At 44.9% G+C, this 13,593-nt stretch carries 10 protein-coding genes and 1 tRNA gene; 10 read left to right on the forward strand and 1 reads right to left on the reverse strand.

Annotated features, from left to right (window positions below; translation table 11 throughout):
* Positions 1–11 precede the first annotated feature (11 nt).
* The 8 genes from C3F13_11660 (at position 12) to C3F13_11695 (ending at position 7,527) form a co-directional block, all read left to right on the forward strand.
* Positions 12–920 (forward strand): hypothetical protein, encoded by a 909-nt coding sequence (locus tag C3F13_11660; GenBank protein ID PWB52410.1) that lies wholly within the window; start codon positions 12–14, stop codon positions 918–920.
* Positions 917–1,861, forward strand: a complete 945-nt coding sequence (locus C3F13_11665; GenBank protein PWB52411.1) for a glycosyltransferase family 2 protein — start codon at positions 917–919, stop codon at positions 1,859–1,861. Before C3F13_11660 ends, C3F13_11665 begins: the two co-directional genes overlap by 4 nt.
* Positions 1,862–2,887 carry a hypothetical protein gene (locus tag C3F13_11670; GenBank protein PWB52412.1) on the forward strand — a complete coding sequence of 342 codons (1,026 nt, stop codon included), beginning with the start codon at positions 1,862–1,864 and terminating at the stop codon, positions 2,885–2,887. It abuts the gene before it with no gap.
* Positions 2,865–3,584: a hypothetical protein gene (locus C3F13_11675; GenBank protein PWB52413.1), complete on the forward strand. Its 720-nt coding sequence runs from the start codon at positions 2,865–2,867 to the stop codon at positions 3,582–3,584. The genes C3F13_11670 and C3F13_11675 overlap by 23 nt, the downstream gene beginning before the upstream one ends.
* A complete protein-coding gene (locus C3F13_11680; GenBank protein PWB52414.1) occupies positions 3,584–4,417 on the forward strand; it encodes a hypothetical protein in 834 nt (277 codons plus the stop codon). Before C3F13_11675 ends, C3F13_11680 begins: the two co-directional genes overlap by 1 nt.
* Positions 4,418–4,519: 102 nt before the next feature.
* Positions 4,520–6,025 (forward strand): hypothetical protein, encoded by a 1,506-nt coding sequence (locus tag C3F13_11685; protein PWB52415.1) that lies wholly within the window; start codon positions 4,520–4,522, stop codon positions 6,023–6,025.
* A 236-nt stretch (positions 6,026–6,261) separates the two neighbouring features.
* On the forward strand, positions 6,262–6,903 hold the full coding sequence (locus tag C3F13_11690; GenBank protein PWB52416.1) for a hypothetical protein: 642 nt from the start codon (positions 6,262–6,264) through the stop codon (positions 6,901–6,903).
* Between the two features lie 324 nt (positions 6,904–7,227).
* A complete protein-coding gene (locus C3F13_11695) occupies positions 7,228–7,527 on the forward strand; it encodes a hypothetical protein (GenBank protein PWB52417.1) in 300 nt (99 codons plus the stop codon).
* 24 nt (positions 7,528–7,551) lie between these two features.
* Here the strand turns inward: C3F13_11695 and C3F13_11700 are convergent, their stop codons facing one another.
* The gene (locus tag C3F13_11700; GenBank protein ID PWB52418.1) at positions 7,552–8,943 is read right to left on the reverse strand and encodes a hypothetical protein; all 1,392 of its coding nucleotides are present in this window, start codon (positions 8,941–8,943) and stop codon (positions 7,552–7,554) included.
* A gap of 44 nt (positions 8,944–8,987) precedes the next feature.
* Here C3F13_11700 and C3F13_11705 point away from each other — a divergent pair.
* Positions 8,988–9,062 (forward strand) — tRNA-Gly (locus C3F13_11705).
* A 528-nt stretch (positions 9,063–9,590) separates the two neighbouring features.
* The coding region (locus C3F13_11710) for a hypothetical protein (protein ID PWB52419.1) at positions 9,591–13,593 on the forward strand (4,003 nt) is incomplete at its 3' end.

Here is a 13,593-nt window from a genome sequence, read left to right on the forward strand (position 1 = left end):
TCGTTAATATTATGTTAGGCAATCAACCTTTCATTAGCGTAATCATACCAGTACGTAACGCCAAACTATTGAAATCAACGATTGACTCTTTGGCACGTCAGACGAGATTAGATTTGGTTAATGAAATCCTTATTGTCGGTCAACAAGAAACCCAAAAATTTACCGCATTGGAAAATCTGAAATATATCAAAGTGGATGACTTACCCACACCTGCTCACAACAGAAATATTGGAGCAAGATCAGCCGTGGGAGATTGGTTGGTATTTACTGATTCGGATTGTATTCCCAGACCCAATTGGATAGAGCAATTAGCAGAAGCCATTTCTTCCACAGAGCTTGTCATCGCTGGCGCAGTTGATGTTCCGGAGAACATGTCTTATTGGGGTATGTGTGATCATTATTTTGGATTTTCAACAACGGCATACGGATTCGCAAACCGTTTATCAATAGCTTATGCGCCGACATTAAATTTTGCTATCAAGCGTCCTCTTTTTAACGAGGTTGGTGGATTTAATGAGTCATTTTTAGGCGCTGGTGGAGAAGACCGTGAATTTTGCTGGCGTATCATCCAACATGGTGTTCAAATCCGCTATGCGCCACGAGCAATCGTTATCCATGATCACCCGCGCAAGGATTTTCATTCTGCAGCCAGACATATTTTTAATTATGGCATTGTTACGGGTCAATTTCGAGCGATGTATGCTGACCAATGGTCGATATTTCAGCGAACGGGAATGAAGCTTGTTCGAATTCCAATTATCGGTGAACTGGGTGGTTTCGTGCGGATCATTATTCGGGGGATGATGAGATTGTTTAACGGAGCGTTCCTCAAGAAGGTAAAGTACTTACCTGGGATCCTGATCCTCGATTTGTCTCATACGCTAGGTATGATTAAGGCATTACGGGAAACAAAAATATGACGGACCAAAGGGAAAATCCTGGTAGTACCGGTCCATATCCAAAAGTAGGAATAATTATTCTCAATTGGAATAACTGGCCAGATACCATTCAATGCATAGAAGCATTGCGTATTTGTTCATATCCCAACAAGGAGATATGGATCCTTGATAATGGGTCTCAGGATGAATCGATTAACAAACTAGAAAAGATAGAAAATATTCATTTACTGCTTTTGGACAAGAATTATGGTTTTGCCGCAGCAAATAATGTTGGAATTCGGGCAGCTCTAGAACAAGCCTGTGATTATATCCTGCTCTTAAATAACGACACAGAACTACCAAGAGATTTTATTCAACCACTTCTTGAGCCTTTCCAAGATGACCCTCAGGCAAGTGTATGCAGCCCTAAAATTCTGTATGATGCACCTGCCAGCACGATATGGTATGCCGGAGGAAAATTCCGAAAACCACGGATCATTGGTGAGATGGTTGGTATGGGCAGACCAGATCAAGGTCAATCCAATCTGTTATGCCAAACAGATTTTGCAGTCGGCACCTGCATGTTAATTAAACGGGAAATTATTGAGCGAATTGGTTTACTCGATGAGCGCTTTTTTTTCTATCACGAGGATGTGGATTTTTGTTATCGAGCAAAACAAGCCGGTTATTCGATTTGGTACCAGCCCAAAAGCACCATTATTCACCGAGTTTCAAGCAGTACAAAAAAACAGCCCAATAAGAGAATTTTCTTATATCAAAAAGCCAGGGTTGTGTTTTTGTGCAAACATATTCGGGGAATAAAGATTCCTATGGTCATATTTATGGAAATAATCCGACTTTTCCGGGTCATAATTGATGGTATGATGCACCTGAAGATGGATTTACCTAGAAGTTATATTGATGGATTAGTGGCTGGTCTCAAGGAAAGTCGTAGTTATTTTATCAAGCAGAATATTTTATAAATGTCAGCATTTTTCAGGAATATAAAAATACCTCGATCGCTATCGTGGAAGCGGCTCGTTACCCTCGGTATTACCCTTATGGTTTTTTCATACTTGATATACAGGGCCTATTTTGGGGTAAAAGAGATCTTCAGCAATGGAATTAAATTTAGTTTTGTTTTTCTTCTGCTTTCATTCGTTTGCCAGATGATTGGCGTGGCATTCGCAGGATTGGTTTGGGGTAATATTGTTCATCGTTTATCTGTAAAATCATCCCAGATATTTGATTATGAAGCCTGGTGTCTCAGTGCGGTAGCACGGAAAATACCAGGATTTATCTGGTCCGCAGTTAGTAGAATGTATTTATATGATATTCGATATAAAGCTTCAAAGGCTTTAATCATGATAACGGTCTTAATTGAAATGATCATGATGTCTTTGGGAGCCTTAGTTGCGCTTGGCATAAGCATTATCGCTGGATTTGCACAAGCGAGTTGGATAGACACGAAGTTATTACTTTTTATTGTATTACCAATTTTAGTTATCAGCACCGCCATGCTCGGTCCCAGAATTATCCATTATGCTGTACGTCGCACGACAAAAAAACAAAACGGTCAGGAAATTATTGAGCTACCAACAATAAAATCTTGGGATACTTTACGTTGGATAATTGGAGAAACGATCGTCGCTTTTTTTGCCGGTGGAGTATTTTATTTCCTCATGAAATCAATTATCGTTGATGCAGCAGTCCCTTTTTCAACAATTTTGGGAGCCTTAAGCATGGCCATGGCTCTGGGTCCAATAGGTATGTGGCTACCCGGAGATATTGGATTGAAAGATGGTTTTCTGTATATTGCATTAAGCACCATCATCGGAGGTTCTCTTGCAGCTGTTGTAACCCTTAGCTGGCGAATATGGGGGACTCTGTTAGAATTATTTTTGGGTGGATTATCTGCAATTGCCCTTGGTCACGATTTACAAAAGTTGAAATCAACTTACAACACAGGAAAAGGATCGGTTAATCTTGATAGAGATTCGCCATACTAAGGAAACCCAGGCTAAATATAACGAAATTTATGAGGGTCCGTCTATACACCAAATGGACTCTTTTTTTATTTGGACATGCTCATTATTGTCTATCAGACAAGGGCTGCGAGTGCTTGACATCGCGACGGGTAGAGGCCAGATGGTGAAGTATTCACAGCAACGCGGCGCACAGGCTTATGGATTAGATTTTTCATTAACTGCATGCAAAATTGCTGCCGAACAATCGTGTGGTGCGATAATCAATTGTGACGCGCAAATCCTCCCATTCTGTGACCATTGTTTCGATGTGGTAACTAATTTCGGCAGCCTGGAGCACTTTGAAAACATGGCATTGGCCATACGAGAGATGTCACGCGTTTTGAAACCAGATGGAATCGCATGCCTGACAGTGCCGAACACATTCGGGTTGCGGTGGAACGTCCAAATTGCCTGGCGGACCGGGGATGTCGATGATGATGGTCAGCCTTTGCAGCGTTATGGCACTCGTCTCCAATGGCAGTCACTGTTAGAGGAAAATGGATTAACGATAAAAAAAGCGATGGGTTATGAACATGAAAGGGCTTTTCCTCGGACGAAAAAAGATCTATTAAATTACATTAAGCATCCAAAACGATTAATTTCGATGTTATTTGTTGCTCCTTTTGTTCCTGTGAATGCAGCAGGCCAGTTCGTCTTTATTTGTAAGCCAAAAATATAATGGATCTACATACAAGGAAAGTAATGATGAAAAAGGGATCTATCTTAAGCCTGGTTTTGATAACTTTTATTGTCATCCTAGTTGGTATTGTGATCAATTATCGGAATATCAATGAGATTTTTACGAATATCCTTCGAAAGAATCCACAACCGATATCGGAGAATCTGACTGATATCCAACGAGCGGATGAGCTATTTAAACAAAAAAAATTTGAAGATGCGTTTTTATATTATCAGAGAGCCGTCCAAGCGCAGGAAAACCTTGCAGAAGCCTATGGAAAGCTAGGTGACATTACGATGAAGTGGCGTCGATATGACGAGGCAGCTGGATATTATTCAAATGCGCTTAAGATTGAAAATAATCCTGTATTGCTATCAAGCAGGTGTAACGCATACCGTTTATTAGCAGAATTTAAAGCTGCTGAGCAAGATTGTAGTTTAGCCATACAACTTGACCCAAATAACGCTGAAGGTTATGCAGCCCTAGCAATGCTTCAGCTGGAGGAGAAAAATGCTACGGCTGCGCGAGAAACTATCGATAAAGCGTTAACCGCCATACAAAACTCATCCGATTTGTATTATGTTTCTGCACAGATTTATACAAGTGGGGGTGATTTACCTAACGCGATTAAAGAATTATCGAATTGCATTAGCATTAATCCGGATCAGCTGAGATGTTATTGGGAGCGCGGTTTTGCTTATTATATGAGTGGAGAAATCGACAAAGCCAAGGCTGATATGGCCACCATCATTGATAAAGGTGACCCGGAAGTTGATAGCGAGCTACTTTACCAGGCGGGGAATTTATTAAGCATGCTGGGTGGAAAACCTTAATCCAAGGATTACTACTAAAGCATTATAGACATCCTCTCAGTATCCTGTAGAATTAGGCTCAGAGAGATTATTAAACATTAACAAACCGATAAGGAGGTTCGCATGGCAAAAAAGTTATATGTAATGTTTGTTGTAATGATGGTTGCACTCATAATTACTCTACCTGCAAGTGCAGGAATGAGTGGCTCCGGTGTATCCGGCATCCAGATTCAAAACCTCAGCGACACTGATTCTGCGAGCGTAGACGTGCTTCTGTATAATACAGACGGCTCCGCCCCGATCACAATATCCGCCGAGGGTGGTGATAGCATCAATCCATCTGCTGCAAAGAACTATTACTTACCTACCATTCCGGCGGTACCTAATGGTTCCTTCTCGATGGTTGCGATGTCAACCTTGCCCGTCGCCGCAATCGCACGCACCGACTGGAGTGCCACTGGTGGTGCAGCGATTTATTCAACCGTTGACCCAGGCACGGATGTGACTGTACCATTAATTACCGGCAACTACGCTAAACAGACCAGCCAATTTTCAATTCAAAATACGAATACGGCTGCAGCAATCAATGATGTAACAATCACCCTTTATGGGGCTGGGTTAGCGGCTCCGGTAAAAGTACTAACCAATCAACCCATCCCAGCAGGAACGTCAGTAACCTACACTATGGCAGATGCTGTTTGGGGTACATTACCTGACACTGGTTGGTCAGCTGGTTTAGGAGCACACGGGTTTGTTGGTTCAGTAAAAATTACGTCTGCCACAGAGCTCGTTGTCCAATCATTCATTGATCTTGCAGGAAGCCCAGGCGTGTCTGGCTTTAGCGGAGTTCCGACAGCATCGGCAGCGACGGACGTATATTGTCCATTGATCCGGGCAAACTACTATGGAGACACGGGTATCTCGTTGGTGAACCCGACGAATGCTGACATCGATGCTACGATCACATTCTATGCTGATGCTGGCAGCCCTCATACAGGCACCTATACTGAAGATGTAGTTGTTCCAGCAAATAGCTCAGCAATCTCCTTCCAGGGGCCAGGAGGAAGCTCACGCGCCGCTGGTTTACCAGGCGGCTCTCAGACTCCTGCCAACCCTACTCCGACCAATAACGGCTTCTACGGTGTGGCAGCTATTCATGGTGATGGGAATTTGATGGCTGTCGTCAATGATACTTTGTTTGGAGCTGGTTGGAGCGTGAAGAACGCAGGTACATACAACTGTGTTGCTTCCGATGCTGGTGGAACAAGCTTTGCTCTGCCTCTAGTACGCAGATATCACCTGTCTAGCGTTAAGCTTACCACTGGTATTCAAATCCAGAATCTGACTGCTTCACCGGTAACCGTACATCTCGAGCTGTTCAACTGGGATGGAAGCTCACAAAGCGCAAGCAATCCTCCTGATGTGGTGATCCCTGCCAATGGCTCCGGAAACTACTGGAACGGTAACCTGACGGGTCTACCCACCGTCCCTCCATCTGCAGGCGGTTACGGATGGTATGGCTCTGCAGTCTTGACTTCGACAGGTGCAGTCGTCGCAGTTGTCAATGATTCAGGATTTGGAGCGACCCTCGTAGATGCAGCGAACTATAACGCGCTCAAAATGCCGTAACTCATAACTAATTATTAATAAGACCAGACACATCTTTGTGAAACCCAGAGATGTGTCTGGTTTATTTAAAAATTACGTTATTCATTACAACAAATCTGCAAAAGTGGTAATTTTCTGAGAGCCAATGGTTAGATTATAATTGCCTTTCACAGAGTACATTTGGATATTTATTAGAAACGCAATATCAACCATTCGAATGAATATCTCATATTGTTATAGCAATTGAAAGAACTAAAATGATCTTGACAAAATTATTTACACCGTGGGATGAACAAGTTAATCTCAATATGAGGACCATGTATAAAGGACATTTACAGGCAACCTATCGGGGCATAAAGGTCTGGAAATGTCCGATGGATTATCTTATATACCAGATGATCATTACACAATTACAGCCAGATTTAGTCATTGAGGTTGGTACATTTCACGGAGGGACGACACTCTATCTCGCAAACCTAATGGATATCATTGGTAATGGTGTAATCCACTCAATTGACATAGAAGATTTGTGTGATGAAAGGGTAAAAGACCATCCGAGAGTAAGGTTGTTTACGAATGGGTGGGAAAAATACGACTCAACAGCTGTCAATGGTTTTTCTAAAATACTCATTATTGAAGATTCATCACATACATATGAAAACACATTAAATGTTATTAATAAGTTTTGTGATATGGTTACGGTAAACTCATATTTTATAATCGAAGATGGAATTGTTAATGAACTGGGAATGAATAACAGATTTCATGGGGGTCCGTTAAAAGCTATTCGAGAATTTTTACGGGATAGGAATGATTTTATTATTGATCGCTCTTTCTGCGACTTGTTTGGTAAAAACGCAACATTCAACGTTAATGGCTATTTAAAGAAAATTAAGTAGTATGATTTTTTGTTATATACGTTTTTTCACAAGATTGCTATCATGTAGGAGATAAAAACCTTGATTAAAAAAATCCTATTGATTGGGTTCTGTTTAGTATTATTAGTTGGATGTAGTAGTAAAAATGATCAGCAAGCACCTGAAAATACGTTGTCTACTTATCCGGGTCCAATAGAACCAGGTAATTCAAATGAAAGTAGTGCTTACCCAGGCCCAACAAGTAGTACTCAAGCAGCTCAATTATCGTCTACCCAGGTTTATTTTGTTGATGGATTGGTTGTTCCAACACCAATATCGGGAAAAGCAGTTGTTACCGGTGTATTGATGGAAAGCGGTGAGAGCACTAGACCTTTTATTACGTCGATTTACCTGTCAGCAGCCAGCCCTGCCGAAACGGCAGGAGAACCACCGATAGTAAATTATTCAGAACTGACTGATCCGATCGCGGTCCAAGATATCAAAACCGGGAAATTCGTTTTTTCTGAGGTCACGCCTGGGCAATATGCGTTCGTGATCTGGTCTCAAAATGGGGGGACTCCATTGCAAGATGAAACTGGAAAAACAATACTTGTGGAAGTTACCTCTAGCGAAGTAAAAGACCTGGGAAATATCCACGTGCCATAAATAAATCTTCTGAAAATCGATTTACTACTTGGGTAAGATGGGTAACACGATCGAAAAAAGTACCTTATAGCTCCACATTTGGTCGAGTAAAACATTATTAATAATTCCCCCCAATGCGTATAGCCTTGTGCCGATATTTGTCGCTCCGAGGAATTGCCAGCTTGTTTTAATTGGATTTTCCACCTGGCCCCAATCGGTCTCTTCCGGGATGAAGGCAATCGAGGTCGAATCGTCATTCGATGTAGTTCCACCAATAATGAAAATAATATCAGCGATATTTACAGTACCCATCCCGTACCGCCCATAATGTAAGGGAGGAGCTTGTGACCAACCTGAGGTCGGATTTGATGATTCGGGTTGAAAAACTTCATTTACAGTTAAGGCGATTTTTCCATCCCAGCCACCGACCACATAGATCTTATTTCCAACAAGGACCGCTCCAGAGTAAGAACGAGCAGTGGGCATCGGAGAAATTTCGACCCAAGTGTGATTATCTGGATCGAACATATAGACGCTATTCGTCACCTGCTGCCCGTCCCAGCCGCCAAACACGTACATTTTTCCTTCGTAGACAACCAACGAATATGCACTCAACGCTTTTGGCATGGGGAATCCTGAAGTCCATTGGTCCAGCTGAGGATCATACACTTCTGTAATATCGGTCGGCATCCCAGCAGACAAGCGGCCTCCGGGGATGTAAATCAATCCTCCAATGAGTGCCGCATGGATATCAGAGACAGGAGTGGGTTTTAATGCGCGCGTAGCCCATAAGTGGGTTTGTGGGTCATAGGCCTCAACAATACCACTAACCTCTGTAGCGGTATCCCCACCGATGGCATACAGTACATTTTCATAATTAACAACTGCAAGCCCTTTACGCGGCGTTGGGGGACCAGCTAATTCATACCATTGAACTTGCGGAGTTAATGTAGGTGGAGAAGAAGTATTCCCCTGACCGATGGCTTTAGGGAGGTAAATACTACCCAGTATGACAACCGCGATGACAAGAATCGATATGCCTAGATAGCGTATTAACTGCCTTCTTCCAGTACGTTTCGACGTTTGATCAAATTCAAGAGGTGGGATCTTTCCACCTGTCGTTGATAGCCCTTGTCCTTCACTTTTCATCCCATCGTCTTGGACCTGAATTTGTGGGGAAATAGTCTCCACAAATCCTATGCGAACAGCGTACATGGCGGCTTCTGTGCGGGAAGCAGCATTAATTTTGGTGAAGATGTTTCGAATGTGAACTTTAACTGTATTTTGGCTAATAAACAGCTGCTGAGCAATTTCTTTATTGCTCACACCAGTGGCAACGAGCTTTAATATTTCCAGCTCGCGTTCGCTCAATTCGTTGGGATTATCGATAGGCATGATTTCAAAATTATAACACCAGGATATATCTTTCCTTGACATCTGTATGTTGGCTGCTATAATCAGCAAGCTGTAGCTTCAACATTGCGGGTGTTGCCAAGTGGTAAGGCAGTAGCTTCCCAAGCTACTATTCGTGGGTTCGAGTCCCATCACCCGCTCAATCAATAAAAAGGATGGTTTTTGTAGCCATCCTTTTTTTACATCTGTTGATCGTTCTGAAGAATTAATCATATGTTGTTTACATTAATCGTACATTGCAAGTAGATGTTTGACAAACTTACAGTATTGAAAGGTGTCGCTGAATACGCAATATTTTATGTGTATTTACATATTAAATGTCCCACAATTTTGCAAATTTATGCTATGATTAAGTATGGATTAGTTTGATGTTAAAAATTGGTGATAAGAAGGCTCCGAGATTCTATCGAAATCTCACCGATTAATGTAATTCTCATAATCTGCAACCTAGGAAATAAGTCCGATTTTCATTACGGTTCACCGTCCACAGCGATCATGATGAGATTATTATAACGCTCGGGGTGGATCGCATTCATGCTATACCGTGAAGGAAGGAGGTGCTGCTTGGCAGAAACCACTTGGGGGGTGAGTTTCGCATTTCTATATCTATTTCTTACATCCTATGAACTTACCTCACCAAATCTATATAACAACCTCGAAGGGAGAAGTATATGTCTAGAAAGTTAGTTAAACTTTCATTCGCCATCCTTTTACTTGTAGGGATGGTTCTTGGTTTTGCAGTTAAAGATAGCGTACTTGCTAATACCTCTCCAGATGAAGCTAACGCAAAGATTGAAAGCTTGTTACTGGATAAATTCACCATAGATGGAAGCGCTGACTTTATTGTGACTTTCACAGAAAAGGCAGATTTATCAGCCGCTTCGACCATGGATTGGGATGCACGCGGTCACTATGTATACGATAAATTAACCCTGACCGCACAACGTTCTCAAGCCCCAGCAATTGCAATCGTGAAATCGCTTGGTCTTGAATACAAAAGCTTCTTCGCATCAAATACTTTATTTATTGCGAATGGTAGCTTGAACGTTGCAAATGCTGTGGCTGCTCTCCCTGGAACTGCATCCATCCGGGCTTCAAAGCTATACCACATCGATCCCGTCCTTGATTTTCCAAATTCATTAGTCACGGTCCAGCAGTCGAATGCATCTGCAGGAATCCAGGCGATCATGGATTGGGGTATCACGGATACCAAGGCGGATCAATTCTGGTCCACCTTTGGTATGAAGGGTGATAGCATCGTAGTTGCCAACATTGATACGGGCGTTCAATGGGATCACCCTGCACTCGTGAACCAATTTAAATGTGATGGCGCTCCCACCGATCCGGCGTGTTGGTATGACCCCACTGGTGTCTGTACAAATGGTGCTTGTGATAACAATGGTCATGGAACGCATACAATGGGCACCATGGTGGGAAGCGACGACCCTGCCCTGACATACCAGGTGGGCATGGCTCCTGATGCACAGTGGATTGCTTGCAAGGGATGTGCAACGAACTCCTGTTCTGATGTTGATTTGAATGGTTGTGCAGACTGGCTCCTTGCACCTGATGGTGATCCAAACAATCGCCCCAATGTGGTGAATAATTCTTGGGGCGGTGGCCAAGGTGATGACTGGTACAGGGAAAATATTCAAGCCTGGGTGGCAGCCGGGATCTTTCCTGCCTTTTCAATCGGTAATTCCGGACCATCCTGCGGTTCGGCGAACACCCCAGGTGACAACCCAGAAGCGTTTGGGAGTGCAGCGCATGATGTATCGCGAGATATCGCTGATTTCTCAAGCCGCGGTCCGGGCTTGTTTGAGGACGACCCTTACATAAAACCGAATCTCTCCGCACCGGGTGTGAGTATATGCTCATCGGTTCCTGGTAACGGTTGGAATTGCGGGTTTAGCGGCACCTCCATGGCTAGCCCGCATACTGCAGGCGCAGTAGCGCTGCTCTGGTCGTGCAATCCCGGTTTGATTGGGAACATTGACCAGACCTTCCAGATCCTGCAGGATACAGCCGATACCCCACCTGCTGGCTCATGCGGGGCTCCTGAAGATGGTGAAGGCAACTATACCTATGGGTATGGTTACCTGAACACACTGGCTATGGGTACATTGTGGTGTGGTGACATTGGTACCATCGAAGGTCATGTTACCGTTCAGGGCAGCGGTGTCCCGATCGTGGGTGCGGAAGTCCACGGTGAAAACCAGGGTGAACCTGGTTCATTCACTGTCCAAACCGATTCCACAGGCTACTATCATACGCAGGCTCTGGCTGGAACCTATGATGTGTCTGCTGCCAAGTATGGTTATTTGCCGGCCGCTGACACAGCAGAAATCGTGATCGATCAGACCACGGTATTGAATTTCGTATTAACACCAGCACCATCGTCGGTCGTGGACGGCACAGTCACAGATGCATCGACTGGCTGGCCATTGTATGCGCGCATCGATATCGATGGCTACGCAGATAGCCCGGTGTGGACCGATCCAGAAACTGGTTACTACAGTGTCTCTCTGGCTAATGGGCTCGCGTATACCTTCCATGTGACTGCCTGGTCAGGTGGTTATTCTCAGGAAGATAGGACGCTTCCAGTATTGGCTACCCCGCGCACAGAGGACTTTGCGCTGAGTGTAGACGTAGGTGCATGCTCAGCACTTGGTTATGAACCTGCGGCTACATATATTAATGATTTTGAAGCTGATAACGGCGGCTTTAGCGTTGATCCTGGCAGTGTCAACTCATCCTGGACCTGGGGTTCCCCAACGAGTGGACCTGGTTCTGCGCATTCTGGCACGAAAGTCTGGGCTACCAATTTATCGGGCAATTACCCCGATTACTCTGATGACTACCTGGTTTCTCCAATTATCGATCTGAGTGCCCTCGCCGGTGGATTCCAGCTGGACTGGTGGCAATGGTTGCAGACCGAAAGCTGCTGTGACTATGCCTATATCCAGGTGAGTAAAGACGGTGGAGCTACCTGGAGCACGGTAAACCAGGCTCAGGGCAATGTAGATTTGGCATGGGCAGAGCATTCGGTCTCTCTCGATAACAGCTACGCTGTTGCTAACTTCAAGTTCCGCTTCTACTTACATACTGATTTATCAGTCACTTTCCCTGGTTGGTACATCGATGATGTAGCTATACTCGGAGCCTGTCTACCACAGGATGGCGGTCTGGTGGTGGGCAATGTGTATGACCAAAACACTGACCTGCCGCTGAATGATGCCCTGGTGTCGGCAGATACAGGAGCCACGGCTGAGACCGAAGCCACACCTGATGATCCAAATGTGGATGATGGCTTCTACACGATCTTCGTGGAGAATGAAGCAGTCGAATTGCTGGTTACTATACCTGCTGCACCAAACTACCAGGCTGCACTAGTGGCAAATCCAGGCATTACCCTAGTATCGCCTGCACCACAGAAGTTAGCCGCACCACAGGTGTCGGCGCATCCTGATGCGGTGTTATGGGACCAGCCACTTAGCACTGTCAACCAAAATTCTTATGTGGATCAGGAGTTCCCTGACTATCCAACTTTCTCTTCATTTTTAGCGGATGACTTCGTCAACGAAGAGGCATGGAGCATCTCTACCATCTTCGTTCCCGGTGATGGCTGGAACGGCTTCACCACACTAATGAATGCGACCGCACTTACCTGGCAGATCTTTGCCGATAACAACGGGATTCCAGCTGGCAATCCATATGGTGGCAACCCACCGGTGTGGACACTGACCCTGCTGCCCAGCAGCCCCCAGGTGGTGATCAGCAACGGAAGTTCTGGCTATCCATCCAATACAACACTGAATCTCGCATCACCGGTTGTCCTGCCTCCAGGACGCTACTGGCTGGTCTTCTACCCAACCATGAACTTTACTGGTAGTGGGCAATATGGACGGCAGCCAGCCGACTCAACCAATGGATATATTGGCCAGTTTATCAACCCAGGTGGCGGATTTGGTAACGGTACGGCGTGGCAAAGTTGGACGATCGTTACCGCACCTTCAACCGATATCGCCTTCCGGTTGGAGGGTGAAATTGCTGAGGCAGAACACAATCTCACCGCCACACATGACAAATACGCGCCAGATACACAAACAGTGAGCGTGCCGGACTGGGGTACGGTAGCACAGGACTTCTACCTGGGTGCCGGTATCCTGTCATTCACCCCGCCAAACATCCATGCCACACTAGATATGGGTGAGAGCACAACGGTGGAGGGGACGCTGAGCAATGATGGAAGTGGAGCAGCTACCTTTGAATTCAAGGAGCAAGACCGCGGTTATGAACAGCTGCTGAAGATCCATATCCCCGAATTCACCGGCGAGTTGCCAGCCAGCACTGAACCTACCTCAATCGGGCATGCCCCGAGCACAGGTACTCCGTCTGCAGTTCAGGCTATCTCGCCTAACGTTGCCGAGATCCTCGGTACCCAGGCTTATGCAGTCGACGTCTACCCAGGCTACAACCTGGTGACGTTTGACACCGACACACCGGGCACCTGGACCATCATTGCGCCAGTGGATGAGAACAGCCAGTACTTTGGAGGTGATTTCATCGCTGGAGACACTGACCAGCTGTATGTGGTTGATTACGGCACGAACCAGCTCTACACCCTAGATGTTAGCAACGGGGACGTGGTTGACATCGGACCTGCAGCTCCTG

This window comes from Anaerolineales bacterium, from assembly GCA_003105035.1.
Lineage (GTDB): Bacteria > Chloroflexota > Anaerolineae > Anaerolineales > UBA4823 > FEB-25.

Excerpts from the sequence above, each read along its gene's own strand:
- C3F13_11695 (PWB52417.1), top strand. The coding sequence starts at position 7,228 with ATGGAAAGCGGTGAGAGCACTAGACCTTTTATTACGTCGATTTACCTG.
- C3F13_11680 (PWB52414.1), top strand. The coding sequence starts at position 3,584 with ATGGATCTACATACAAGGAAAGTAATGATGAAAAAGGGATCTATCTTA.
- C3F13_11665 (PWB52411.1), top strand. The coding sequence starts at position 917 with ATGACGGACCAAAGGGAAAATCCTGGTAGTACCGGTCCATATCCAAAA.
- C3F13_11670 (PWB52412.1), top strand. The coding sequence starts at position 1,862 with ATGTCAGCATTTTTCAGGAATATAAAAATACCTCGATCGCTATCGTGG.
- C3F13_11690 (PWB52416.1), top strand. The coding sequence starts at position 6,262 with ATGATCTTGACAAAATTATTTACACCGTGGGATGAACAAGTTAATCTC.
- C3F13_11660 (PWB52410.1), top strand. The coding sequence starts at position 12 with ATGTTAGGCAATCAACCTTTCATTAGCGTAATCATACCAGTACGTAAC.
- C3F13_11685 (PWB52415.1), top strand. The coding sequence starts at position 4,520 with ATGGCAAAAAAGTTATATGTAATGTTTGTTGTAATGATGGTTGCACTC.
- C3F13_11700 (PWB52418.1), bottom strand. The coding sequence starts at position 8,943 with ATGTCAAGGAAAGATATATCCTGGTGTTATAATTTTGAAATCATGCCT.